The organism is Mesorhizobium sp. B2-6-2 (genome assembly GCF_006440615.1).
Lineage (GTDB): Bacteria > Pseudomonadota > Alphaproteobacteria > Rhizobiales > Rhizobiaceae > Mesorhizobium.
Genome location: NZ_VFUG01000016.1, coordinates 33,588 through 57,149, shown reverse-complemented (window position 1 = coordinate 57,149; position 23,562 = coordinate 33,588). Strand labels below are relative to the sequence as shown.

The 23,562-nt window shown below is 62.4% G+C and carries 24 protein-coding genes; 9 read left to right on the top strand and 15 right to left on the bottom strand.

The genetic code is table 11. The features are described 5' to 3' along the window. Positions 1 to 15: 15 nt before the first annotated feature. Positions 16 to 1,488, top strand: a complete 1,473-nt coding sequence (locus tag FJ419_RS24320; RefSeq protein WP_140699081.1) for an HAD family hydrolase — start codon at positions 16 to 18, stop codon at positions 1,486 to 1,488. A 69-nt stretch (positions 1,489 to 1,557) separates the two neighbouring features. On the opposite strand, the gene FJ419_RS24315 is transcribed toward FJ419_RS24320, so the two are convergent. The 8 genes from FJ419_RS24315 to FJ419_RS24280 all read right to left on the bottom strand — a co-directional run bounded on the left by FJ419_RS24315 (position 1,558) and on the right by FJ419_RS24280 (position 8,779). Next, entirely contained in the window at positions 1,558 to 1,950 is a 393-nt protein-coding gene (locus FJ419_RS24315; protein ID WP_140699078.1) for a RidA family protein, read from the bottom strand. A 249-nt stretch (positions 1,951 to 2,199) separates the two neighbouring features. Continuing rightward, positions 2,200 to 2,754 carry a DUF4142 domain-containing protein gene (locus tag FJ419_RS24310; protein ID WP_140699075.1) on the bottom strand — a complete coding sequence of 185 codons (555 nt, stop codon included), beginning with the start codon at positions 2,752 to 2,754 and terminating at the stop codon, positions 2,200 to 2,202. A 114-nt stretch (positions 2,755 to 2,868) separates the two neighbouring features. Next, entirely contained in the window at positions 2,869 to 3,624 is a 756-nt protein-coding gene (locus FJ419_RS24305; RefSeq protein ID WP_140699072.1) for a DUF899 family protein, read from the bottom strand. Positions 3,625 to 3,740: 116 nt separating this feature from the next. Beyond that, entirely contained in the window at positions 3,741 to 4,565 is an 825-nt protein-coding gene (locus FJ419_RS24300) for a carbohydrate ABC transporter permease (RefSeq protein ID WP_140699069.1), read from the bottom strand. A gap of 1 nt (position 4,566) precedes the next feature. Continuing rightward, the gene (locus tag FJ419_RS24295; protein WP_095766598.1) at positions 4,567 to 5,481 is read right to left on the bottom strand and encodes a sugar ABC transporter permease; all 915 of its coding nucleotides are present in this window, start codon (positions 5,479 to 5,481) and stop codon (positions 4,567 to 4,569) included. Positions 5,482 to 5,504: 23 nt separating this feature from the next. Beyond that, complete coding sequence (locus tag FJ419_RS24290; protein WP_246679334.1) at positions 5,505 to 6,761, bottom strand: ABC transporter substrate-binding protein; 1,257 nt, start codon at positions 6,759 to 6,761, stop codon at positions 5,505 to 5,507. A gap of 423 nt (positions 6,762 to 7,184) precedes the next feature. Continuing rightward, positions 7,185 to 7,682, bottom strand: coding sequence for a GNAT family N-acetyltransferase (locus FJ419_RS24285; protein ID WP_140699063.1), 498 nt, complete (start codon positions 7,680 to 7,682; stop codon positions 7,185 to 7,187). Positions 7,683 to 7,717: 35 nt separating this feature from the next. Further along, a complete protein-coding gene (locus FJ419_RS24280) occupies positions 7,718 to 8,779 on the bottom strand; it encodes a transglycosylase SLT domain-containing protein (protein WP_246679333.1) in 1,062 nt (353 codons plus the stop codon). A gap of 165 nt (positions 8,780 to 8,944) precedes the next feature. Between FJ419_RS24280 and FJ419_RS24275 the strand changes: the two genes are divergently transcribed. Then, a complete protein-coding gene (locus FJ419_RS24275; protein ID WP_140699060.1) occupies positions 8,945 to 9,514 on the top strand; it encodes a methylated-DNA--[protein]-cysteine S-methyltransferase in 570 nt (189 codons plus the stop codon). An 11-nt stretch (positions 9,515 to 9,525) separates the two neighbouring features. Here the strand turns inward: FJ419_RS24275 and FJ419_RS24270 are convergent, their stop codons facing one another. Then, a complete protein-coding gene (locus FJ419_RS24270; RefSeq protein ID WP_140699057.1) occupies positions 9,526 to 9,852 on the bottom strand; it encodes a hypothetical protein in 327 nt (108 codons plus the stop codon). A 277-nt stretch (positions 9,853 to 10,129) separates the two neighbouring features. On the opposite strand from FJ419_RS24270, the gene FJ419_RS24265 reads away from it, so the two are divergent. The 3 genes from FJ419_RS24265 to FJ419_RS24255 all read left to right on the top strand — a co-directional run bounded on the left by FJ419_RS24265 (position 10,130) and on the right by FJ419_RS24255 (position 11,122). Continuing rightward, entirely contained in the window at positions 10,130 to 10,342 is a 213-nt protein-coding gene (locus FJ419_RS24265) for a cold-shock protein (protein WP_027168154.1), read from the top strand. Positions 10,343 to 10,670: 328 nt separating this feature from the next. After that, the gene (locus FJ419_RS24260) at positions 10,671 to 10,871 is read left to right on the top strand and encodes a hypothetical protein (RefSeq protein ID WP_140699054.1); all 201 of its coding nucleotides are present in this window, start codon (positions 10,671 to 10,673) and stop codon (positions 10,869 to 10,871) included. Beyond that, positions 10,868 to 11,122: a hypothetical protein gene (locus FJ419_RS24255; RefSeq protein WP_140699051.1), complete on the top strand. Its 255-nt coding sequence runs from the start codon at positions 10,868 to 10,870 to the stop codon at positions 11,120 to 11,122. Before FJ419_RS24260 ends, FJ419_RS24255 begins: the two co-directional genes overlap by 4 nt. A gap of 82 nt (positions 11,123 to 11,204) precedes the next feature. On the opposite strand, the gene FJ419_RS24250 is transcribed toward FJ419_RS24255, so the two are convergent. The 3 genes from FJ419_RS24250 to FJ419_RS24240 all read right to left on the bottom strand — a co-directional run bounded on the left by FJ419_RS24250 (position 11,205) and on the right by FJ419_RS24240 (position 13,733). Then, on the bottom strand, positions 11,205 to 11,813 hold the full coding sequence (locus FJ419_RS24250; protein ID WP_140699048.1) for a glutathione S-transferase family protein: 609 nt from the start codon (positions 11,811 to 11,813) through the stop codon (positions 11,205 to 11,207). Between the two features lie 160 nt (positions 11,814 to 11,973). Continuing rightward, the gene (locus FJ419_RS24245; protein WP_140699045.1) at positions 11,974 to 12,834 is read right to left on the bottom strand and encodes an EAL domain-containing protein; all 861 of its coding nucleotides are present in this window, start codon (positions 12,832 to 12,834) and stop codon (positions 11,974 to 11,976) included. Continuing rightward, a complete protein-coding gene (locus FJ419_RS24240; RefSeq protein WP_140699042.1) occupies positions 12,831 to 13,733 on the bottom strand; it encodes an EAL domain-containing protein in 903 nt (300 codons plus the stop codon). The genes FJ419_RS24245 and FJ419_RS24240 overlap by 4 nt, the downstream gene beginning before the upstream one ends. Before the next feature lie 219 nt (positions 13,734 to 13,952). On the opposite strand from FJ419_RS24240, the gene FJ419_RS24235 reads away from it, so the two are divergent. After that, positions 13,953 to 15,155: a pyridoxal phosphate-dependent aminotransferase gene (locus tag FJ419_RS24235; protein ID WP_140699037.1), complete on the top strand. Its 1,203-nt coding sequence runs from the start codon at positions 13,953 to 13,955 to the stop codon at positions 15,153 to 15,155. Between the two features lie 62 nt (positions 15,156 to 15,217). Here FJ419_RS24235 and FJ419_RS24230 read toward each other — a convergent pair whose 3' ends face one another. Then, on the bottom strand, positions 15,218 to 15,613 hold the full coding sequence (locus FJ419_RS24230) for a cupin domain-containing protein (protein WP_140699034.1): 396 nt from the start codon (positions 15,611 to 15,613) through the stop codon (positions 15,218 to 15,220). A 298-nt stretch (positions 15,614 to 15,911) separates the two neighbouring features. Between FJ419_RS24230 and FJ419_RS24225 the strand changes: the two genes are divergently transcribed. The 3 genes from FJ419_RS24225 to FJ419_RS24215 all read left to right on the top strand — a co-directional run bounded on the left by FJ419_RS24225 (position 15,912) and on the right by FJ419_RS24215 (position 20,996). Further along, the gene (locus tag FJ419_RS24225; RefSeq protein WP_140699031.1) at positions 15,912 to 17,441 is read left to right on the top strand and encodes a GGDEF domain-containing phosphodiesterase; all 1,530 of its coding nucleotides are present in this window, start codon (positions 15,912 to 15,914) and stop codon (positions 17,439 to 17,441) included. Positions 17,442 to 17,663: 222 nt separating this feature from the next. Further along, positions 17,664 to 19,712 carry an elongation factor G gene (locus tag FJ419_RS24220; RefSeq protein ID WP_140699028.1) on the top strand — a complete coding sequence of 683 codons (2,049 nt, stop codon included), beginning with the start codon at positions 17,664 to 17,666 and terminating at the stop codon, positions 19,710 to 19,712. A 786-nt stretch (positions 19,713 to 20,498) separates the two neighbouring features. Next, positions 20,499 to 20,996 (top strand): isoprenylcysteine carboxylmethyltransferase family protein, encoded by a 498-nt coding sequence (locus tag FJ419_RS24215; protein ID WP_140699025.1) that lies wholly within the window; start codon positions 20,499 to 20,501, stop codon positions 20,994 to 20,996. 407 nt (positions 20,997 to 21,403) lie between these two features. On the opposite strand, the gene FJ419_RS24210 is transcribed toward FJ419_RS24215, so the two are convergent. Together FJ419_RS24210 and trxB are read right to left on the bottom strand one after the other, a co-directional pair. Continuing rightward, positions 21,404 to 22,300 carry a LysR family transcriptional regulator gene (locus tag FJ419_RS24210; protein ID WP_140541478.1) on the bottom strand — a complete coding sequence of 299 codons (897 nt, stop codon included), beginning with the start codon at positions 22,298 to 22,300 and terminating at the stop codon, positions 21,404 to 21,406. 70 nt (positions 22,301 to 22,370) lie between these two features. Then, positions 22,371 to 23,345: a thioredoxin-disulfide reductase gene (gene trxB / locus FJ419_RS24205; RefSeq protein WP_140541479.1), complete on the bottom strand. Its 975-nt coding sequence runs from the start codon at positions 23,343 to 23,345 to the stop codon at positions 22,371 to 22,373. Positions 23,346 to 23,562: the final 217 nt, after the last annotated feature.

Here is a 23,562-nt window from a genome sequence, read left to right as displayed (position 1 = left end):
GGTGGGAGATCTGCTTTGAAGAGGAAAATCGTCGATACGCTTATTATTGACCTCGACAACACTATCTATGACTGGTTCGCAATCTGGTATTCATCGTTTAATCCTATCTACGAAGAGATAATCAGGACAAGCGGCAAGAGCGTCGAGGATGTTCAGAAATCAATTAGGGACGTACATCAACGACGGCGAACATCGGAATACACATTTTTAATTGAGGAAATAGACGCCCTGCAAGAAGAAAGGCAGCGCGGTGATATAAGAAAGAAGTTTGAAGAATCCATACGCATATCTCAACAAGCTAGAGATAAAAGCCTCAAGCTATACCCAAGTGTTTTTAGGAGTCTGTGGGCTATTAAAAACTCTGGAACCAAGATAGTAGCTTATACAGAGTCTATGGCCTTCTATTCGGCGTATAGACTAAAAAGAGTTGGCCTTGACGGCGTAATCGACGTACTTTTTAGTCCCCAGGATCATGATATTCCAGTTGGAGTTTCCATAGAGAAGCTCAGAAGCTTGCCTGACGATTTTTATGATTTACAAGTAACGGAGGCTAGGCATACGCCAATTGGAGAGCTTAAGCCGAATCCTCGCGTCTTACTTGATATAATCAGGTCAGTCGGGTCGCAGCCAGATAGATGCGCATACGTAGGTGATAGTATCTACAAAGATGTGGCAATGGCAAGAGACGCACGGATATTTGATATTCACGCGAAGTATGGGGAGAGTCAGCGCCTGCCTGAATACGACCTTTTGAGAAGCGTATCTCACTGGACTCAAGACGATGTCGAACGGGAACGCGCAATCATCCAACAAGGCGCCGATTTCAAGCCAACAGCTGTCTTAAATGAAAGCTTCTCTGAAATTTTTGCTTACTGCGACTTCGTTTCGTTTGCGGAGGTTGAGCAGAATACGATTTTATCCCGCAAAGACGAGTTGAACTTAGCTGTTGACGCATGGAAGAAAACTGTAGACGTCCAACAGCACTTTAACGATCTTGAAATGAGGGTTAGAAATTTTGCCATTACGGTGGTAGGCGCACTCATCGCCTCGATGAGCTTCACATATCAGCTCGGCTTAACGAGCGAGATATGGGGGATTGTTTTTCCTGCGGGGACGGTACTTGTGGCTGCAGCCATCTGTGCTTGGGCCGGATTCTACTTCATGGATCGATATTGGTACCATGTACTCTTGAAGGGAGCAGTGAATCACGCGGCTGAAATCGAAAGACTCTATGGCGACGACCTGCCGTCGATAAAGCTCGGATCAACAGTATCCGAAGTGAGCCAAGGGGTTCAACTGTTCGGTTTTAAGGTAAACTCTACACGAAGATTGCAAATATTCTATTATGGAGGGTTTGCAATTCTCGCTTGTGTTTTAGTCGCTTTGTTCTTCGCTAAGGCAGAGAAGAAGGACATTCAGACACAGCGGTTCGAACTGCAGAGCCCCTTGGCAGTTCAGATATTGCCGCCTTCTAAAAACACGCCGTAGCGGTCGCTAGCTCTGAGCGGTGTTCCCTCGTCAGCAACCGGCATCAGTTCAAGCGAGAAGCGCTGGTCATCAAGCCACCGCCACGCACTCGATCTCGATATCGAACTCCATCGGCCATGAGGCCACCGGCACAAAGCTCCGCGCCGGCGGGTTTACGCTGAAATACCGCGCATACACCCTGTTTATTGCATTGTAGAAGCCGGAATTGACGGCGTAGATGCGCACCATCACCACCTTGTCCAGCGAGGTGCCGGCCGCTTCCAGGCAGTGTTTCAGCGCCTTCAGCGACGCCTCCGTCTGGGTCTCGATATCGCCGCGCACCATCTCGCCGGTCACCATGTCGACCGGCGGCGTCGCCGAGATGAAGACGAAGCCGTTGGCCCGCACCGCTGTCGAGCACGGCAGGCCGAGCGAGCGCACCTTGGCCGACATTACGGGTACTTCGATGACTTCCTTGTCCATCGCGATCCTCCCTTTGTTTTGGCGGGGAGCTTATCGCGGCGGCGAGGGAACGCCAGTCTTCCCTTCTCCCCTTGTGGGAGAAGGTGGATCGGCGCGATAGCGCCGAGACGGATGAGGGGTGCTCCAGCCTGGCAAAACCGCTCCAACCGTGACCGTATGGCTTATTGCCAGCGTCTCACTCCGCTGGAGCACCCCTCATCCGGCCGCTTCGCGGCCACCTTCTCCCACAAGGGGAGAAGGAAAGCCCCCTCACTGATGCGCGACCGCCAGTTCCTTCACGTGCTTCTCGTGCATCTTCAGCACCGGCAGCGTTTTCTTGGCGAATTCCTTCATCGCCGGGTCGTCGCCGGAATTGGCATAGGTGGAAAACAGCGCCACCGCATCCTTATGCGCGTCGGCCTGCATCTTGATGTATTTGGCGTCGAATTCCTTGCCGCTCGCAGCCTTCAAGTCGCCGAGCAGCTGCTGTTCCTTCGGCTGCAGCGCAGGGCCGGCGGGCTTGATCGACGCGGTCGTCTGGCCTTGGCTCAGCGCGGCCTTGAACTCCTCGCCGGCCTTGGTGTGATCCTTGATCATCTCACCGGCGAAAGCCTTGACGTCGGCCGACGCCGACTTCTCTTGCGCCAGCTTGCTCGACTGGATCTCGAACATATTGGCATTCGGCACGGTGGTGACGAAGGTCTGGGTGTCGACCTTGTTCTCGGTCACCATCGGTCCCACAGCGTCTGAATTGTCCGACTGGGCGAACGCGGCGGGCGCGCCGGCAAGAAGCGCGACGGCGACCAGGGGCAGCAGCGTTTTCATCTCGATCTCCGATCCGAAACAGCCCCTCCGCCTTCCCCAACGCGGCACCGGCCCCAGGGTTGCCTAAGAGGTTGCCTCGAAAAGAAGCGCGCGGGCCGGGCACCCGCATCGCCATCAGTGGCAGTGCGCGCCGGCGGCGTGCCCGGCATATTGCAGCTGCTCGTGCCAGTTCGGCCGGCCTTCGGGCGTGAAATCCATCAGGTTCCACAGGATCTCGCAGGTGCCGATGCCGCGCGGGTCCTGTCCCGGGTCCGATGGCGCGAAGTCGAGCTCCGACGACCAGAAATGCCGGATGCCGTCACCATCGCGGTGGAACACCGAAAGCAACGGTATCTGCGCGCCCTCGGCGGTTTCGGAGTTGTAGTCGCGCTTGAAAGCGTTGCCGGCCGACGAGACGAGCCGCATGTTTCGCCAGCCGCGGTCGCGGCCGAGCGCCGTCAGATTGTCGAGCGCGGTCTTCGCCACCACGGCGAAGTTGAAGCCCGCCGCTTCGAGATGGCCGATCGCGCCGTCGAACTGGTCGAGCAGCGCCGTGCAGGACGGGCATGGCTGGTCCTGCCGCGCAAGCTTCGCCGTCTCGCCGCTCGCCGCCACCTCGCGCGTCTCCTGCGGATGGCGCGGGAACATCATCTGATAGAGGATCAGCGTATCCTTGCCCGGCGCGAACAGGTCCGACAGCTTGACTTTCGCCGGCTGGCCCTGGTCGTCCAGGGCGTCGAACACATAGTCCTGCGGCACCAAACCGCCCGGCGGCAAAGCGCGCCTTGCCTCCGCCACCGCTTCCATGGCGCGGCGCAACTCGATTTCCTTGCGCAGCAATTTTTCGCGCGCGGTGCGATATTTGGCGGATTCATTGGGAAAGGTGATCATGATCGTCTCCTGGCGCCGGCGTCCCGGCGCGGGTTGCTCTACGATCCAAGGACGGCTCGCCGCGACCTGATCCGACATTTCGGCACACGCTTTCCGGTCACTTTTTCGCGTCGCATCTAGCCTTTGACGCCGCCAGCCGTGAGACCCGACACGATCCTGCGCTGGAAGACGAGCACCAGCACCACCAGCGGCACAGTGACGATCACCGAGGCGGCCATGATGTTGCCCCACGGAATCTCGAACTGCGAGTTGCCTGACAGCAGCGCGATCGCCACCGGCACGGTGCGCTGAGTGTTCGTGGAGGTGAAGGTGAGCGCGAACAGGAATTCGTTCCAGGCGCTGATGAAGGCAAGCAGCCCGGTGGTGGCGAGCGCCGGCCACATTAGCGGCAGGAAGATGCGCGTGAGGATGGTCCAGGGCCCGGCGCCGTCGAGGATCGCCGCCTCCTCGATCTCGACCGGCAGGTCGCGCACGAAAGTGGTGAGCACCCAGACCGTGAACGGCAGCGTGAAGATCACGTAGGACAGGATAAGCGCCAGTAGCGAATTGTAGAGATGCAGCGCCCGTATGATCTCGAACAGCCCGGCAAGTGCCGCGACCTGCGGAAACATCGAGACCGACAGGATGGCCAGCATCAGCGCCGAGCGCCCGCGGAAACGAATGCGCGCCAGCGCATAGGCCGCGGTGACGCCGAGCAGCAGCGAGACCGCCACGACCGCGCCCGAGACGATCAGCGAATTGACGAGATTGCGCAGGAAGGGACCTTCGGTCAGCACGTTGCGGTAATTGGCAAGGCTGAACGATTGCGGCCACAGGCCTGCTTGGAACAGCTCTGTTCCCGATTTCAGGCTGGTGACGATTGCGTAGTAGAACGGAAACACCGCGACGAAAACGATCGCCAGGAGCAGCAAGTAGAAGCCGGCGCGCTTCAGCATCTTCATATCAGCGCCCTCCGTCGAAACTCAGCCGGCCGATGCGGATATAGGCGATGGTGAGCAGGCCGATGATCAGGAAAAGCAGCGTCGAGGCCGCCGAGCCATAGGCAAACTTGTCGAACTCGAACAGGTTCTCGCGCGCGAAGATCGACATCGACTTGGTCTGCACATTGTTGGGCGTCAGAACGTAGATCAGGTCGAAGATGCGCAGCGCATCGAGCGCGCGGAAGATCACCGCCACCATCACCGCCGGGCGGATCAGCGGCAAGGTCACCCGCCAGAAGATCTGCCACGGGTTGGCGCCGTCGAGCTTCGCCACCTCGAGGATCTCGCGCGGCAGCATCTGCAGGGCCGCCAGGATCAGCAGCGCCATGAACGGCGTCGTCTTCCAGATGTCGACGATCAGCACGGCGATCATCGCGGTGTCGGCATTGGCGGTCCAGGCGATCTTGGTGTCGATCAGGCCGAGATTGAGAAGCGCGACATTGATGATGCCGAACTGGTCGTTGAGCATCCACTGCCACATCTTGGCCGAGACGATGGTCGGGATCGCCCACGGAATGAGGATCGCGGCCCGCACGATGCCGCGTCCCGGGAATTCGGTGTTGAGCGCAAGCGCCACGATCATGCCCAGCACCGTCTCGCAGGCCACCGAAACCACGGCAAAGCGCACCGTGTTCCACACCGCGCGCCACCAGACCGGATCGACGAGCAACCCGTCATAGAGCAGGCGGCCGCTCGGCAGGCGCAGCACTGAAAAGTAATTGTCGAAGCCCACCCATTGCCGCGCGTCGAGGTCCGCCAGCGAAGCATCGGTGAAACCGTAATAGACCGTGCGCAGGAACGGCCAGCCGGCGACGGCGGCGAGCACGAGAAGCATCGGCGCGAGGAACAGCCAGGCCGTGCGCACGCGTCGGCGCATCAGCGGCGATCGCCTTGCCGCGCTCACCAGCCCTTGCCTTTCAGCCTGGTCAGCCTCGCGTCGAGATCGGCCAGATTGTCGGCGGCGGCGCCTTGGCCGGAGATCGTGTCGTGCACGGCAGTCCAGAACTGGCTGGATGCCTCGTTGTACTTGATCCTGGCGGTTGCCGACGGCCTTGGCTGCGCATTGAGAAAAATCTTTTTCCAGCGCGGCACGATCGGCTGCTGACGGGCGATGTCGGGGTCGTCATAGAGGGCCGGAATGGTCGGCAGGTTGGACGTTCTCAGCGTCCGGTATTTCTGCATCTCGCGCGACGCGATGAACTTGACCAGCTCGATCGCCTCGTCTGGATGTTTCGAATATCTGGACACCGCAAGGTTCCAACCGCCCAGCGTGGCGACCGGCCGCCCGCCTTCGCCGGCCGGCAGCGGCGCCACGTCGAACTTGCCCTTGATCGGCGAATTCTCGCTGTTGCCCAGCGCATAGGCATAGGGCCAGTTGCGCATGAAGACGGCATTGCCGGTCTGCCAGACCCCGCGTGTTTCTTCCTCCTGATAGGCGAGCACGCCCGGCGGCGCTATCGTGCCGATCCAGCCCTTAACCATGTCGAGCGCCGCGGCCGCCTTTGGATTGTCGATGGAGATTTCACCGTCCGGCTCGATGATCCGGCCGCCGCCATTCGACATCAACCATTCGAGCGCGTTGCAGGTCAGCCCCTCATAGGCGTTGCCCTGGAAGACGAAGCCCCAGATGTCCTTGTTGCCGGCCGCCCGCTCCTTGTTCATCACGAGCTTCGCGGTATCGGCCAGCTCCTTCCAGGTGGTCGGCACTTTGGCGCCGTATTTGTCGAGCAGATCCTTGCGGTAGTAGAGCGCCGGCGCGTCGGTGAAGATCGGCAGCGCGACCAGCCTGCCGTTGACCGTCTGCGATTGGATGATCGACGGGAAATGCTCGCCCACCACATCCCTGGTCGCCTCGGTCAGGTCGACCAGCTGGCTGGCAAGCTGCGGCGCCCAGATAACGTCGGTCTGGTAGACGTCGATATCGCTGCTGCCGGCGGCGAGCCAGAGCCGGTATTGGCCGAACTGGTCGGTGGTCGAAGGCGGAATGACGACAATGTCGACCTTGTTGCCGCTCTTCTTCTCGTAACGATCCAGTATCTCGCGCAGCACCTTGATTCCGTTGCCGGTATCGCCCGACACGATCGACAGTTCCACGGCTCGCGCTTGAACAGCGCCCAGCAGGATGCCGGCGGCCAGGAATGCTGAAGCGAGCTTCACGGGATTGCGGACCTCCCTGCGCGACCGGCGACGCATAGGTCGCGGCTCATCAAGGCCCCTGCGTTGAATGCGCGACGCCGCTTAGGGTTCCCGCGCTTGTGCGTGCCGACCGGGCCGGCGGGTCGGTGAAGCCGATCTCGGTTGGCGCGACCGCGTCGGCGGCCCGTTCCGTCCGCCTCGCTTCACGCAAAGCGGACGGGCTCCGAAACCCCCGCCCCGGAGCCCGCCTGGGAGTGGCTGACGCATGCCGGCACAGCCTCCTCCGACGCCTTGCCCGCGTCGATCCGCCGATCGGCCGCCCGGCACGACGACGAATTAGCATGCCCTAACGTCAGCCTATGTGAAGGAGTTCACAATGTCCGAGCGCAGGCGATGGCAACGCCGCGCCGGGAGCCTCCGATCCGGCCCGCCGCGCTTTGCGCGTCAGCCTTCCCAGTCGACCGGGATCATGCCGAGCCGCTCGTAGAGCCTGAACGCCGCGGGGCTCTTCACCGTGTTGGTCTTGAGATCGACATGGGTCGCCCCGCGCTCGCGAAAGGTCAGGAACACCTGCCGCATCAGCGCCTCGCCAAGGCCCTGCCGTCTCATTTCCGGATGCACGGCGAGATCCTTGACAAAACCGGATGTCCAGCAGAGCGCCGCGCCCGCCAGCAGCCCCTTGCCGTCGATCGCCAGGAAACAGAGGGCGGGGTCGAACTCCGCATCGCCGGAAATGCGCGGCCACCACTCGTCGAACGGCCCGTCGGCGCCGTCGTCGAACACCTCTTCCAGCAGCGCGTGCAAAGCCTGCGCATCCCGGTGCTCGAACGCGCGCATGACAAAACCCTGCGGCCAATGCGGCGCGGTCAGCGTGTCGTCGAGCAGCTTGCGCAGGCGGATGTCGTTGGCAGCCGGCGGGCGGGGCGTTGTGTTTTCATGCATGGCGCTGTCTCGAAACGCCGCGCGGAACCGTCCGTTCAGGCGTCGGGTGGCAGGCGGTGCCGCTTGCGGTCGACGCCCAGCCCAGTCGCCTCGAGCAGGCCTTTGCGCTTGGCATCGTAGTAATAGCCGGTCTGGTAGAGCATGTCGGCCCGCTTGGCGTTGCCGCCCGAAACCAGCCAGGCGCCGCGCAGATACTTGACCGCATATTTGAGATTGGTCTCGGCGTCGAACAGGCCGGTCGCCGGTCCGTCATAGCCCATGCCGCGAGCCGTCGCGTGCTTGATCTGCATCAGTCCCCAATGTCCGTGATTGTAGGCTTTCGGGTTGAAGGTGCTTTCACGATTGACGACATGGCGCACCAGGTCGATCGGCACTTCATAGATCGCCGAATATTTCTCGATCAGCCGTTCGATCTCGCCGCGCGGGCCGCTGGCGTGCTGCTCGGGTTGGCCAGGTGCCGCAAGCAGCGCCGGATTTTCCGGCATCATATAGGCGACCTGCTGGACGCCGGGCATCGGGGCGACTTTCGCCGACTGGCCGGTGACCGGCATGGCGACGCCTGCGGTCGTATAGACTGCCGCTCGGCTGATGGATGCCGCTCGGCTGATGGATCCAGGGCCGGTCGGCGAGCCGCCGGCCGTCAGCACCGGCGGCGGCGGAAACTGGCCGGCCATCGGCGTCGCTCCGGCGAAGGCCGCGGGCTGAGCCAGCGCCGCGGCCGGCGCGCCAGGTTGGACAGGCGGCGGCAAAAGCGCGCCTTGCGTCGCGGGCGCGCTTTGCGTCGCGGGCGCGCTTTGCGTCGCGGGCGCGCCTTGCGTCGCCAATGCGCCTTGCGTCGCGGGCGCGCCTGGCGTGGTCGCCATGGCGACGACATCGCCGGCCAGCGCCGCGGTCTGCACCTGCGCGAGGCCCGAAGGCTCCGGCAGCACGGCCACCGTTTCGGGCAGCGCGAGCGTCGGCGTATCGTCCGCGGCGACAGGCGTCGATGCCTCCGCAAGCGCGGGCGCGGCCTTCATCTGCGAGGTCGAGGTGCAGCCACTGAGACCAGCAGCGGCGATGAGCACGCCGAGCGCGGTGAATATGATTTTAGCTGGCAAGCCGTGCGGGTCCGGTTTGTCGGTTGTTAAGGAGTCCTTACACCAGCGATTCACACCCGGCAATCGGGGCCACCCGGCGGTTTTCGGGTGGCGACAACAGGGCCGAAGTGCCATATTGTTCTGGATATGTACTCGTTTTTCGCTGTTTTGCGGAAGGAATACGTCATGAAACCCACATCCCAGATCACGGCCGGCCACGCAGTGTTAGAAACAGTGATCGGCTTCGTGGGTATCGCCTGGAGCGAGAAGGGCCTGATCCGGCTTTGCCTGCCGGAGCGCAGCCGCGAAGCGGTCGAGCGCCGGCTGCTTCGCCACCCCGGCGTCTCGGCCTCGACAGACCAGCCGTCCTGGGTGATCGATCTGATCGCCTCGATCAAGGCCTATGCGGCCGGCGAGGACGTCGACTTCTCCGGCGTGCCGGTCGATCTCGACGGCGTCGACGATTTCCGCCTTGCCATCTACGACGCGGCGCGCAAGCTCGGCTTCGGCGAGACCACCACCTATGGTGAATTGGCCAAGCGCGCCGGCCATGCGGGCCTTCCGCGCGAAACGGGCGCGGCGCTCGGCGCCAATCCGGTGCCGCTCGTCATTCCGTGCCATCGCATCCTGGCGGCCGGCGGCAAGATCGGCGGCTTCTCCGCGCCCGGCGGCTCGGCCACCAAGGAAAGGATGCTGGCCATGGAAGGCGTTCGCGTCGGCCCGCCGCCGGCGGCGCAGGCCTCGTTCGGTTTCTAAGGCGCTGCGTATCAGTCCTGCAGGAACCGGCGGCGGAAACGCCGCTCGAAATCCGGACGCTTGCAGACATAGACCATGCAGGACGGGGTGTCGGCGCTCGGCACGTAGGCGCGTGCCCTCACTTCGCCCGCGTTGCAGAAGCGCTCGTCGCGCACATAGCGGTCGTAGAGCGGCAGCCCCGGCACGCGCGTCGACTGGTAGCGCAGGATGACGGCGCCCTGTCTGGCGATCGTCGCCTGCACCCGATCGCAGCTCATGCGCGTCGGATCGTAGCGCGTCACCGCCTGCGCTTCCGCAGCCAGCAGCAGGAAGCAGGCGGCAAGCAGAATGGTCTTCATGGCTTCTCTCCTCGGAAGGGCAAGCATCGCATCCCTTCACAACGCGGCATCGCTGTCAAAACTTCCATGCTTGTATTCCGCTCGATCCGGGATGGGGGCAGCGTCCAGGGAACCCGTCTTGTTTTCTTGCTCAAACTATCCTATATCCGCAGCATTGAATTTGGCCGATCGATCGGGCCGCGATCTTCGCGTTTGCTGACGTCTATCTCCAAAATTTCGATACCGCCGGCCGGACGTTGGTCCGGTCAAACAAAAGCAAATGTGAAGGGCATTCTATATGGCAACTGGTACGGTCAAGTGGTTCAACGCCACCAAGGGCTACGGCTTCATCCAGCCTGACAATGGCGGCGCGGACGTTTTCGTCCACATCTCCGCTGTCGAGCGCGCTGGCATGACGAGCCTGGCTGAAGGCCAGAAAATCAACTTCGAGATCGAGCAGGACCGCCGCACCGGCAAGTCCGCTGCTGGGTCTCTTAGCAAGGCAGCCTGATTTGGCTTAAGCATTTTGCAGCCAAGCGGAATCGCTTGGCGTTGCAGAAATGCGGCTAAGCAAAGGCGCGCGCCGGACGAAGGTTCGGGGCGCGCGGCAAGTCACGGATGTACTGACGGTCGCGCGAGAAGCGCGCCGGAGCGAAAAGACCCGACAAGCTGGAACAGCAGATAGCTGCCGGCCCGGACCAGACGCTCCCGATCAGGCTACCGGCAGAGGAAGGCGGGCATTGCCCGCCTTTTTTGTTGTCTGGATTTTGGCGAGTTCTTCCCTCGTCCCAGCAGGCCCACGGGTGGCACTTTTGGCCCACCAGTGCTATCTTTGCTGCATGACCAAACTCGAACAGATCGAAAAATCCGTCGCGGAGCTCAGCCCGGATGAGCTTAAAGCGTTCGCCGTATGGTTCGAAGCGCTGCAGGCCGATTTGTGGGATAAGCAGATCGAAGCCGACGCGAAAGCGGGCCGGCTGGACAAGCTTGCAGAACAGGCACTGGCTGACCATCGCGCGGGTCGGACTCGGCCCCTGTGAATCACTTTGCCGCCCCTTCATTTTGGGACGCCTACGATAAACTACCTAAAGCAATCAGGATGAAGGCTGACAGCAGCTTCGCCAAGCTGCGTGCAGATCCGTTTCATCCTTCGCTCCATTTCAAGCGGGTTGGACGTTATTGGTCAGCGCGAGTTGATCTGGACTACCGTGCTGTTGCAGTCCGTGACCGGGACGACATGATCTGGTTTTGGATCGGTACTCACTCGGAATATGAACGCCTTTTGAAATAGCCGCTTATGGCCATATGCATACAAAGCGGCTCGTTGGCGCGCCGATACAGGTCAGGTGCAAAGCGGTTGACTGCGTGAGGAATTATCCCACCCACTCGATCGGCACATGCCCCTTGTCCGCTTCCACCCGCTTCAGCCAGGCTGCGACCGCCGGATAGGCGTCAAGCTGAAAGCCGCCCATCCCGGCGGTGTGGGTATAAGCATATAAGGCGATGTCGGCGACGCTGCAGGCGCTGCCGGCGAAGAATTCGTTCTGCTGCAGATGCTGGTTCATCACGCTGAGCGCCTTGTTGCCGCGCTCCAGCGTCTGCGCCAATCGTTCCGGCGTGGCGTCCTTCGCCCGTTCCGGGAAGGTCAGCAGCGCCTTGCGCACCGCGATATAGGGTTCATGGCTGTATTGCTCGAAGAACAGCCATTGGTAAGCCAGCGCGCGTTCATACCTGTCGGCCGGCAGGAAGCGCGTCCCTTCCGCGAGATAAAGCAGGATGGCGTTGCTCTCGGCGATGCGCCTGCCGTCGTCGAGCTCAAGCATCGGCACCATCGCATTCGGATTCTTGGCGACATAATGGGCCTTGCGCGTCTCGCCGGTATGCGAGCTCACCTCTACCCGGGTGAAAGGAATGCCGAGCTTGGCCATCAACAGCCGCGGCTTATAGCAATTGCCACTGTCGGCCATGTCGTAAAGGATCATCCCACATACCTCGCACGTCGTCTGAAGCCCATTTCAGCACGGCTCTAACGTGCCCATGCGAAACCATCCAGTGATTTGTTTTTGAGAAGAACCATCAGCGGCGCTGATATGTTTTCGGCGTCTGCATCAGCGATGCTGATGCACCTTTTGGCATTGAGCATCAGCGATGCTGATGCAGGGGCACGACCTTGTTGCCGGCGCCGAGCAGGGCGTCGACCGAAAGCGGTTCTTCCTTGAAGATCGTGCCGGCGAGCGCCGGGCGGGCGAGATGGAAACCTTGCAGCAGGTCGACGCCGCCCTCGAGCGCGACGCGCAAGTGCTGTGCATTCTCGATGCCCTCGACCAGCACTTTGGCGCCGCGCTCGTGCAGCATCGCCACCAACGGCCGGAAGAAGCGTTCGGCGGCGGCATGGCGGCAGAGCTCGCCAAACCAGGCGCCATCGATCTTGACGATGTCGGGTGCAAGCAGATCGATGCGCGCTTCGGTCGAATGCCCCGTGCCGAAATCGTCGATGGCGATGCGGATGCCGTCGCGCCGCATTTCGCGCACCAGGCTGGCAAGAACCTGGTCATCGGCTGCCTGTTCGGTGATCTCGCAGACCAGCAGGCTGGGCTCAAGCTCCAGATCGCCAAGATGCCTGGTCATCAGCCGGATCTCGGCGAGCGCCCGTCCGAGATGGTCGTTGATGGTCGGATTATAGTTGAAGAACAGCGTCAATCCCTCGACGCCGATGTTGCGATAATTGCCGAGATGCAGCATCCGGCACATCGTTTCGACAAACAGAAGGTCGGGCGCGGGAATGCTGCCGAAGAAGACCGAAGCGGCTACCGGCTGCGCGACGCGGCGCGGCTCGATCAGCCCCTCGACGGCGACGGCTCTGAGCACCCTGCCCTCCGGCGCGAAAATCGGCTGATAGGCGCTCCACAGCCGGAACTCGCCATAGACGCCGAACTGGAGGCCGATCTCGTCGGCGAAGATCGCCTTGGCGACGTTGCGCCGCCTGTCTGGTTGTTCGCTCATGGCGCGACCTTGCGCCCGAACACCCTTGCCGGCCGACCGTGCAGCGTTGGGGCCGCCGGGCTTGCGGCGGCCGGTGCCTTGCTGTCTTCGCTCGAAGGCCGCTGCGCGCCCTTGCCGAAGACGCGAAAGCTGGTGGGGGCAAGTTCCGGCCGGGCAAGCACGTAGCCCTGCACCATGGAGGCGCCGGACCTCTCGGCTAGCTCCAGCTGCCAGCCTTCCTCGATACCTTCGAAGACGGTGCGGATGCCCTGGTTCTCGAAACTCTGCACCATCGCCGTCAGCAAGGCGAAGCCGGCGCCGGACTCCATCAGATGGGTGATCCAATTCGCATCGAATTTGACGATGTCCGGCTTGAGTTCCTTGATCCGATTGATGTCGGAATCATCGGCGCCATAGTCGTCCACCGCGATGCTGAAGCCATTGGCCCTCAGCGCCTCGACAAAACCGTAGAGCGCTTCCTGCGAAGCCGATTTCTGCTCGGTGACCTCGCAGACGATGCGGCGCGGATCGATGCCGGCTTCGTGCAGCACCAGCCGCATGTCGCGCAACGCCTTGTCGGCGATGTGGCGATCGGTGAAGACCGACGGGTCGAAATTGACGAAGATGGAGGCCTCTTGCGGCAGGCAAGCGCCGGCGTTCAGAAGATGCAGCGTGCGCGTCAGCGCCTCGATATGCAGCCGGTCGGCCGCCGGGCAGGTGCCGAAAAATGTCCCCGGCGACTGCGGCTCGCCATCGCGGAACGGCCGGATCAGCCCTTCGAAAGCGGCGACCGAGAGCTTGCCCTCCCTGAAGGCGAAGATCGGCTGGAACGCGCTCTGCAGCGTATAGATGCCCCAGACACCGGTCGAGGTGCCGTCATCATGACGGATGATGTGGGCAAGCCCGATGCTGCGCGACAAGGTTTCTCGCTCCGCGAATAGGCGCAATCCAATCTGCAATCCTGCCAGCCAAGGGTTTACCGGCCGTTGATGAATTTAGCGTTGCCGCTCACGCAGGCTGACTTTGGTCACGCCTCCTTGACCTCTGGCTCATCGCACAATGCTTGCGCTCCGGGCGATGATGCGACATGAGAGGCGCCGCGGCCGCTCCTGGCCGCTTTTCCTAGGAGACATTTCGTCATGGCCTTTCTCGCCGACGTCCTTTCCCGCGTTAAGCCTTCCGCGACCATCGCGGTGACGCAGAAAGCGCGCGAGCTGAAAAATGCCGGCCGTGACGTGATCGGCCTCGGCGCCGGCGAGCCGGACTTCGATACGCCTGACAACATCAAGAATGCGGCGATCGAGGCGATCCGCCGCGGCGAGACCAAATATCCGCCGGTTTCCGGCATCGTGCCGCTGCGCGAGGCGATCGCGAAAAAATTCAAGCGCGAGAACAATCTCGACTACCGGCCGGAGCAGACCATCGTCGGCACCGGCGGCAAGCAGATCCTGTTCAACGCCTTCATGGCGACGCTGAACCCGGGCGACGAAGTCGTCATCCCGCGCCCCTACTGGGTGAGCTATCCCGAAATGGTGGCGATCTGCGGCGGCACCTCGGTGTTCGCCGACACCTCGATCGACAACGGCTTCAAGCTCACGCCGCAAGTGCTGGAAAAGGCGATCACGCCGAAGACCAAATGGCTGCTGATGAACTCGCCGTCGAACCCGTCGGGCGCCGCCTACACGGAGGCCGAGCTGCGGGCGCTGGCCGACGTGCTGCTCAGGCATCCGCATGTCTGGACGTTGACCGACGACATGTATGAGCACCTGACCTATGGCGATTTCGTCTTCAAGACCATCGCCGAGGTCGAGCCGAACCTCTATGAGCGCACGCTGACCATGAACGGCGTGTCGAAGGCCTATGCCATGACCGGCTGGCGCATCGGCTACGCCGCCGGCCCGGTGCCGCTGATCAAGGCGATGGACATGATCCAGGGGCAGCAGACCTCGGGCGCCTGCACCATCGCGCAATGGGCTTCCGTCGAGGCGCTCAACGGGCCGCAGGATTTCATCGCCAGGAACAAGGCGATCTTCCAGGGCCGGCGCGACCTCGTGGTCTCGATGCTCAACCAGGCGCGCGGCATCTCCTGCCCGTCGCCGGAAGGCGCCTTCTATGTCTACCCGTCCTGCGCCCAGCTGATCGGCAAGAAGACCAAGACGGGCAAGGTGATCGACAATGACGAGGCCTTCTGCTCCGAGCTGCTGGAGGCCGAGGGCGTCGCGGTGGTGTTCGGCTCGGCCTTCGGCCTCGGACCGAACTTCCGCATCTCCTACGCCACGTCGGATGCTTTGCTGGAAGAAGCCTGCACGCGCATCCAGCGCTTCACCGCGTCGCTGACCTGATCGGCTGCCCGGCCGGCCAGCAAGAAAACCCGGCGCCGCGCCGGGTTTTTCTTGGGCGCCGATCAGCCGCCATATTGCTCGTCGGAAACCTGCTCCAGCCAGTCGGCGTGGACGCCGTCCAGCGCCTCCTGCATGGCGATATGCGTCATGGCGGTTTTCCGGCCGGCGCCATGCCAGTGCTTTTCGCCCGGCGCGAAGGAAACGACATCTCCCGCCCTGATCTCCTGCACCGGGCCGCCCCAGCTTTGCGCCAGGCCGGCGCCGGCAGTGACATAGAGCGTCTGTCCAAGCGGATGCGTGTGCCAATGGGTGCGCGCGCCGGGCTCGAAGCTGACCAGCGTCGCCCTCAGCCGCGCCGGCGCCTCTTTCTCGATGATTGGCGTCTGCAGCACCCGCCCGGTGAAATATGTCTCCGGCGCGACGATCGTCGGCACGCTGCCGCACGCAATGAGCTTCATCGTTCAGATCCTCTCGAACAGAGCGCCCCGCGCGGTGTCTCACGCGATAGTTTCGCCTCGTCGGGAGACCGTTGCAACCGGCTTTGAGCCATTGCCCGGCGGCAACCTCGATTTCTCATTCGCGCAGCGGGCGGATTGCAACATTAGAATGTCTGAAAATTGTCATAAATCGTTGCTTTTTAACCATAAAATCGCGATCTCCACTCAGCGGCAAAGGAATTAATCGAGGCAGCCGCCACGCTCAGCGTTTCTTAACGGCTGAGGTCCTAGCCATGTCGCGTGCTGTGGGGGCGCGGACATGAGTATCTTGGCGACAATCAAAGATCACAGCGGCCGTATCTATCGCGGCATCCAGGCATTGCTCGTGATGAGCATCGCCGCCACCGGGCTCGCGGCTTTCGCGCTGACGGAGAACGCCTCCCGCGCCGGCGCGCTCGCGGTGTCGGTGACTTCGACCTTAATGGCGCTTCTGGTGTTGATGTATATGCGCTCGAACGTCGTCCAGCGCCTGCAATCGGCGGCGGACGCCGAGGCCGAGAAGCATCGCTTTCTCACTGACGATGCCATGACAGGCGCGATGACCCGGCGCTATTTCATCGAAGCGCTGGGCGATTGGCTCAGCGGCTCGCGCAACCGTCGCCAGGCAAGTCTGCTTTTGATCGACCTCGACCATTTCAAGCAGCTCAACGACACGTTCGGCCATCAGTTCGGCGATCTGGCGCTGGCGCATCTGGTCGCGGAAGCGCAGCGCATCTTTGAGGACGGCGTCATCGGCCGGCTCGGCGGCGACGAGTTCGGCATCATGGTTCCGCATGGCGACGTCGCCAGTATCGGCAAGGACGCCCGCCGGCTGCTGGATGCGATGCGGGCCGGCAAGAGACATGAAGGCAAGATCATTCCCTTGTCGATCTCGGTGGGCGTCGCGCTCGCGCCGTTGCACGCTTCGAACGGCACTGAATTGATGCTGCTGGCCGATCTCGCGCTCTACGAGAGCAAGGCGGGCGGCCGCGGCCGCGTCACCGTGTTCGACGAGGAGATGCTGTCTGACAAACGCTATCGCCGGCTGGTGGAACGCGAGCTGCGCGCTGCGATCTATCTCGGCGAATTGGAACTGCACTACCAGCCGATCGTCGATCCCGACGGCTCAGTCGACGCGCTGGAAGGATTGATCCGCTGGCGTCATCCCGTGCGCAGCTTGATCTCGCCGTCGGAATTCATCCCGATCGCCGAGCGCTCGACGCTGATCGACATGATCGGCGAATGGGTCTTCAAGCGCGCCTGCGCCGATATCGGACATTTTCCCGGACGGCGCATCTCGATCAACGTCTCCGGCGAGCAGCTGAAGCGCGATGAGATCGTGACAATGTGCGACCGGGTCCTGCGCGAGACCGGCCGGTCGGCGTCGCAGTTCATCATCGAGATCACCGAGACGGTGGCGACGGCCGCGACGCCGGAGGTTCTCAGGCGCCTCGAGGCGCTGCGCGGCCTCGGCTTCCACATCGCCCTCGACGACTTCGGCACCGGCCATTGCGGCTTCAACTACCTGAAGTCGCTGCCCATCGACAGCGTCAAGATCGATCGCTCCTACATCCGCAGCCTCGCCCACGACCAGGTGGCGCAGATCTTCGTTTCTGCGCTTGCCCAGATCGCCCGCATCCAGGACATCGCCATCGTCGCGGAAGGCGTCGAAACCGCGGAGGAATTCGCGCTTGCCCTGACGGCCGGCTGCAGCCGCTTTCAGGGCTATTTCTTCGGCAGGCCGGCGCCGCGCGACAAGGCAAGTGCCTTGTGTGCCGCCGCCCGCGAACCGCTCGCCCTCACAGCCTGACAAGCAAAAAATGGCGGCCTGGTGAACCCAAGCCGGCGAACGTCCTATTTTTCTTGCCCTCCCGACAAACCCGTGTGACGATGGTTTTGGGAAGAGGTGAAGACCCCGCCCGCGACGGCCGAACAGGCCGGCCGCCGCTCTGCATAGGGTGCGATCGGACGCAAACCGGTTTCCACTTTTGCTGATCGCTCTCTTGGGAAACGCCTGAGTGGAGGTTCAGCCATGGGTACTCGCGCCGGAGGACGACGCACGGGACCGAAATGCATTGCCATAGTCGGTCCCTTCGCAAGCGGTAAGACGACACTTCTCGAAGCCATCCTCGCCCGCACGGGCGCCATTCCCCGCCAGTCACCAGTTTCATCGGGCAACACCGTTTCCGACCATTCGCCGGAGGCACGCGCCCACGCCATGAGCGTCGAGGCGACCTTTGCCACCACCGATTTCATGGACGAGCAGATCACTTTCGTCGACTGTCCCGGCTCCATCGAATTCGCCTTCGAGGCCGAACCCGTGCTTGCCGCTTGCGACCTCGCGGTCGTCGTCGCCGAGGCCGATGAGAAGAAGATCCCGGCGCTGCAGCTCATCATGCGCAAGCTCGACGATCTCGCCATTCCGCGCATCCTTTTCCTCAACAAGGTCGACAAGGCGGTCGCGGGCGTGCGCGAGACGCTGAAGATGCTGCAGCCGGCAAGCACGGCACCGCTGCTGCTGCGCCAGATTCCGGTGCGCAAGGACGGCATCGTCATCGGCTCGATCGATCTGGCGCTGGAACGCGCCTACATCTATCGCGAATACGCCGAGAGCCAGCTCGCCGAGATCCCGAACGACGACAAGGCGCGCGAGCTGGAAGCGCGTTTCTCCATGCTGGAGACGCTCGCCGACCATGACGATCACCTGATGGAGCAGTTGCTGGAGGAGATCGAGCCGCCGAAGGACGCTATCTTCGACGATCTCTCGGCCGATCTGCGCGCCGGCGCGGTGACGCCGGTGCTGATCGGCACGGCCGAGAAGGGCAACGGCGTGCTGCGCCTGTTGAAAGCCATCCGCCATGACGCGCCGGATGTCGAGGCGACGCGGAAGCGCCTTGGCGCGCCGGACGGCCAGACGGTGGTGCAGGTGATGAAGACCATTCACACCGCGCATGGCGGCAAACTTTCGGTGTCGCGCGTGCTCTCGGGCCAACTGGCCGACGCAGCCGAGCTCTTCCTTTCCAACGGCGACACGGCGAAGGTTTCCGGCATCTACAGGATGCTCGGCAAGGACCAGTCGAAGCTGACATCCGCCAAGGCGGGCGACACGGTTGCGCTCGGCAAGCTCGACAACGTCAAGACCGGCCAGACGCTGAGCTCGGCCAAGGGCGGCATCCGGCCGCTTGTCACGCTGGAGCCGCCGCAGCCGGTCTTCGCCTTCGCGCTTCGCCCCAAGGAGCGCAAGGACGAGGTCAAGATGTCGGCGGCGATCCAGCGGCTTGCCGAGGAAGATCCATCGCTCAGCCTGCGCCACAATCAGGATTCCGCCGAAACCGTCCTGTCGGGCCACGGCGAGATGCATCTGCGCGTGGTGCGCGAACGCCTTGAGGGCAAGAACCAGATCCCGATCGAGGGCCATGCCCCGGCGGTGCCTTACCGGGAGACGATCCGCAAATCGGCGCAACAGCGCGGCCGCCACAAGAAACAATCCGGCGGCCACGGCCAGTTCGGCGACGTGGTGATCGAGATCAAGCCGCTGCCGCGCGGTTCCGGATTCCAGTTCTCCGACACCATCACCGGCGGCGTGGTGCCGAAAACCTATATCCAGTCGGTGGAGACCGGCATTCGCGACTATCTGAAGACGGGCCCGCTCGGCTTTCCCGTCGTCGATGTCGCCGTCAATCTGTCGGATGGTTCCTACCACGCGGTCGATTCCTCCGACATGGCCTTCCAGATGGCGGCGAAGCTGGCGATGAAGGAAGGCATGGCCGCCTGTTCGCCGGTCCTGCTGGAGCCGGTGATGAAGGTCGAGATCGTCACGCCCTCCGACGCGACCTCGAAGATCATCGCACTGATCCCGCAGCGGCGCGGCCAGATCCTCGGCTATGATGCAAGGCCCGACTGGCCGGGCTGGGACGTCGTCGAGGCGACCATGCCCCAGGCCGAAATCGGCGACCTGATCATCGAGCTGCGCTCGGCGACCGCCGGCGTCGCCAGCTACAAGGCCACTTTCGATCACATGGCCGAGCTCACCGGCCGGCTGGCCGACGAAGCGATGAACGCCAACGGCAAAGCGGCCTAGAGCAATTCCGGGAAAAGTGTGCGCGGTTTTCCGTCCGGAGTTGCGTAAGAACAAGGAGATAGTGCGGTTCGCCGTTTCTGTGAAACGGTGAAACGCACGAGCAGGTCGGCCTGTCTGGCAGGCTTCTGTTGGAGATACGAAAACGGCGTCCGGATGATCCGGACGCCGTTCCTATTGCGGACCGTTCTCCTGGGAGGCAACGGCTAGTCCGCCGCATCCGGAAAAAAGGTTCGGACGCGGTGCTTGCCTGAGCCCGGTCTTTCGAGTGATGCCCCCATCTCCCGAACCGACCAACCGCGTCCTATCGTCTACTTAAACGATAGAGTGGGTCTGCGACATGTTACCCGATGTTACATGTCACTGTTACGCGGTGGATTCAGTCGTTTTCTTGCCGGCCCGAAGGCGTGCGGGCAACAAAAAAGCCGGATCAATAAAGATCCGGCTGAGTTTGATTGGAAGTGCCGATTAAGGCTAACCTCCAGAGGGGAACACTCGAGGGCGCTAATGGGAGGAGAACGCGCCCCGGAGATGTGACTATATATGTGCTCATCATGCCCAAGAAACAAGCATCTATTTTGCAACACACGCATGCAAAAAGACGCAGGCTGTGGTCCAACCTGTTCATCGAAGCCATAGGACCAGAAAAGTCGCCGATTCCGGCGCGTTTCCGGCGCTAAAGCGACTGCTTAAAAGCAAACCGAGCCGATTTTGCTCAGAAATATGCAAATCGGCGAAATGATGTCGATTTCGGCAAGCCGAGTTTATTTTTACGGCAGGAGACCGATGATGCGAACTTTTTCAGCAATCGCCGGCAGCGCGCTGTTCCTTGTTGCAGCGCCGGGTGTCGTCGCCGGCTTGGCGCCGTGGCTGCTGACCGACCATTATCGCAAACCTCTGTCGGCTCTGCCGGGTTTCGTGCTTGTGGGCTCGATTCTTGTGATCGGAGCGGCCGCCATCCTGCTTCATGCCTTCGCCCGCTTTGCGCTTGAGGGCCTGGGCACGCCCGCTCCCGTGGCGCCGACCGAGAAACTGGTCGTCGGCGGCGTCTACCGCCATGTGCGCAATCCCATGTATGTGGCGGTGCTGTCGATCATCCTCGGCCAGGCGCTTATCTTTTCGAGCTGGGCGGTGCTGGTCTACGGCCTCATCGCCGCGGCGGCGATGATCTCCTTCGTCAAGCTCTATGAAGAGCCGACGCTCGCCAACCGCTATGGCGAAGAATACGAAGCCTACCGCCGCGCCGTGCCCGGCTGGCTGCCGCGCATCACGCCCTGGCGCGGATGATCCGAGAATGACACGCCCTGCCCAGTGGCACTGCACAGGGATTTTGACCGGTCGGCTCTGTTTGCGTTGGCAGGTGGCACGAGTTGGAGATTGGCCGAAACGCCCATCGCGGTCGTCATTCCAGGGCGGAGCAGGAGCGAAGCTCCGTCGCGGAGACCCTGGAATCCATTCCGTTACTTTCGCCAAGGCGTGCAACGGAGCAGAATTCTGCACTGTGGCGGCGCTTCCAAGTCACGGAATGGATTCTATGGTCTGCGCGCGTCGCTTCGCTCCTTGCTCCGCCATAGAATGACGAGGTTGGGGCGGCTTCAACCAGTCCCCGGCGTTTGCGCTGATTTCACGCAAATGAACGGAAAATCTTGCACCACGACAAACGGCAACCTTTCAAAATCCCTGTGTCGGAGAACTTAGTAGGACCAGCTGCGCGCCTTGGCGATGATAAAGTCGCGAAACACGTGCAGCTTCGCCTGGTTCTTCATCGCGTCGGGATAGGCGAAATAGGTGTCGAAGGACGGCACCTCGGTCTCGGGCAGAAGCTGCACCAGGTCCGTGTCCTTGTTGATCACATAGTCCGGCAGCATGGCGATGCCGGCGCCGCCCTGCACCGCCCGCTTGATCGACAGGATGTCGTTGATCTGCAGCGTCGGCACCCGCTGGCCGCCCTCGAAATCGCCGACCGTCTCCAGCCAGTTCAGCTCCGACAGATGCGAGGGCACCGGCAGGCCGAACGTGACGATGCGGTGGTTCCTGAGCTCGGCGATCGAGGCCGGCTTGCCGAATTTGGCGATATAGGACGGCGCGGCATAGAGGTGGAAATGCACCGTGAACAGCCGGCGCTGGATAAGGTCGGGCTGCTGCGGTTGGCGTAGCCGGATCGCGCAGTCGGCCTGGCGCATGGTGAGGTCGAGCTCTTCATTGGCGAGGATCAGCTGCAGGCTGATCTCGGGATAGAGCTCGATGAATTCCTGCACGCGCTCGGTCAGCCAGCCGGCGCCCAGGCCCACCGTGGTCGTTACCCTGAGCACACCCGACGGCCGGTCCTTGGTTTCGGTCAGCCGCGTCTTGATGGTTTCCAGCTTCATCAGCACGTCATGCGCCGTGCGGAACAGCATCTCGCCCTGCTCGGTCAGCACCAGGCCGCGCGCATGGCGGTGGAACAGCGCCACGCCGACGTCGTGCTCCAGCGCGCTGACCTGCCGCGAAATGGCCGATTGCGACAGGTGCAGCGTCTCGGCGGCATGGGTGAACGACCCAGCCTCCGCCGCTGCGTGAAATACGCGTAGCTTGTCCCAGTCCAGCGCCATGATTCCCCTCGCGTTGCTTCGGCGTCTGAATGAAAAATCAGGCTTTTAAACGGCTTCTTTCAGCCGATTGTCATTCCGCCGCTTCGCGGTGAACCTCGATGCCCGCCAGATATTTTTCCGCCTCGAGCGCCGCCATGCAGCCAAGTCCGGCCGCCGTCACCGCCTGGCGGTAGACGTCGTCGGTGACGTCGCCGGCGGCGAACACGCCGGGCACGTCGGTGCGGGTGGAATCGGGCGCCGTCCACAGATAGCCGTTCGGCTTCTGCTTCAGCTTGCCGGCGAAGAGCTCGACCGCCGGCGCATGGCCGATGGCGACGAACACGCCGTCGACGGGCAGCTTCGATTCCTGGCCGGTCACCACGTTGCGCAGCGTCAGGCCCTCGACCGAGGGCGGCAGCGGCGCCTTGCCCGGCCGTCCGGTGATCTCGTCGACGACCGTGTCCCAGATGACGCGGACATTGTCCTTCTTGAGCAGCCGCTCGCGCAGGATGCGCTCGGCCCGGAAGTCGCTGCGCCGGTGGATGACGGTGACGCTCTTGGCGAGGTTCGACAGATAGAGCGCCTCCTCGACCGCCGAATTGCCGCCGCCCACCACCGCGACGTCCTTGCCGCGATAGAAGAAGCCGTCGCAGGTGGCGCAGGCCGAAACGCCGAACCCCATGAAGGTCTGCTCCGACGGGATGCCCAGCCACTTCGCCTGCGCGCCGGTGGCGATGATCAGCGCATCCGCGGTGTAGACGGTGCCGGAATCGCCGGTCGCGCGGAACGGCCGCACATTGAGATCGACCTCGGTTATGATGTCGTTGATGATGTCGGTGCCGACATGCTCGGCCTGCTTGAGCATCTGCTCCATCAGCCACGGACCCTGGATCGGATCGGCGAAGCCCGGATAGTTTTCCACGTCGGTGGTGATCATCAATTGGCCGCCCTGCTGCAGGCCGGCGACCAGCATCGGCTTCAGCATGGCGCGCGCGGCATAGACCGCCGCCGTGTAGCCGGCCGGGCCGGAACCGATGATGAGAACGGGCGCATGTTTGGTGTTCATGAAAGTCCCCTGCGGCGCGCAGCCGTGGTTTGTCGCGGCTAATGTAAGTGTTGCCCGTGAGACCAGCAAGGCAAGTTGGCTTTCGTCCCCGGAAAGCTTCGTTCCCCGCATATCAGGCCATATCGCCGCCCCTCACCGATGCACGTCGTCCGGAGAGATGCGCGGCTCTGGGATCACCGCATGCATCAAAACAAGGAGAAAATCATCGTAAAGGGAT

Coding starts and splice junctions, on each gene's coding strand:
- FJ419_RS24230 (WP_140699034.1), bottom strand. CDS start 15,613: ATGAAGCTCATTGCGTGCGGCAGCGTGCCGACGATCGTCGCGCCGGAG.
- FJ419_RS24215 (WP_140699025.1), top strand. CDS start 20,499: ATGCGAACTTTTTCAGCAATCGCCGGCAGCGCGCTGTTCCTTGTTGCA.
- FJ419_RS24265 (WP_027168154.1), top strand. CDS start 10,130: ATGGCAACTGGTACGGTCAAGTGGTTCAACGCCACCAAGGGCTACGGC.
- FJ419_RS24310 (WP_140699075.1), bottom strand. CDS start 2,754: ATGAAAACGCTGCTGCCCCTGGTCGCCGTCGCGCTTCTTGCCGGCGCG.
- FJ419_RS24245 (WP_140699045.1), bottom strand. CDS start 12,834: ATGAGCGAACAACCAGACAGGCGGCGCAACGTCGCCAAGGCGATCTTC.
- FJ419_RS24315 (WP_140699078.1), bottom strand. CDS start 1,950: ATGGACAAGGAAGTCATCGAAGTACCCGTAATGTCGGCCAAGGTGCGC.
- FJ419_RS24235 (WP_140699037.1), top strand. CDS start 13,953: ATGGCCTTTCTCGCCGACGTCCTTTCCCGCGTTAAGCCTTCCGCGACC.
- FJ419_RS24270 (WP_140699057.1), bottom strand. CDS start 9,852: ATGAAGACCATTCTGCTTGCCGCCTGCTTCCTGCTGCTGGCTGCGGAA.
- FJ419_RS24285 (WP_140699063.1), bottom strand. CDS start 7,682: ATGCATGAAAACACAACGCCCCGCCCGCCGGCTGCCAACGACATCCGC.
- FJ419_RS24300 (WP_140699069.1), bottom strand. CDS start 4,565: ATGAAGATGCTGAAGCGCGCCGGCTTCTACTTGCTGCTCCTGGCGATC.
- FJ419_RS24305 (WP_140699072.1), bottom strand. CDS start 3,624: ATGATCACCTTTCCCAATGAATCCGCCAAATATCGCACCGCGCGCGAA.
- FJ419_RS24220 (WP_140699028.1), top strand. CDS start 17,664: ATGGGTACTCGCGCCGGAGGACGACGCACGGGACCGAAATGCATTGCC.
- FJ419_RS24295 (WP_095766598.1), bottom strand. CDS start 5,481: ATGCGCCGACGCGTGCGCACGGCCTGGCTGTTCCTCGCGCCGATGCTT.
- FJ419_RS24225 (WP_140699031.1), top strand. CDS start 15,912: ATGAGTATCTTGGCGACAATCAAAGATCACAGCGGCCGTATCTATCGC.
- FJ419_RS24260 (WP_140699054.1), top strand. CDS start 10,671: ATGACCAAACTCGAACAGATCGAAAAATCCGTCGCGGAGCTCAGCCCG.
- FJ419_RS24210 (WP_140541478.1), bottom strand. CDS start 22,300: ATGGCGCTGGACTGGGACAAGCTACGCGTATTTCACGCAGCGGCGGAG.
- FJ419_RS24275 (WP_140699060.1), top strand. CDS start 8,945: ATGAAACCCACATCCCAGATCACGGCCGGCCACGCAGTGTTAGAAACA.
- trxB (WP_140541479.1), bottom strand. CDS start 23,345: ATGAACACCAAACATGCGCCCGTTCTCATCATCGGTTCCGGCCCGGCC.
- FJ419_RS24250 (WP_140699048.1), bottom strand. CDS start 11,813: ATGATCCTTTACGACATGGCCGACAGTGGCAATTGCTATAAGCCGCGG.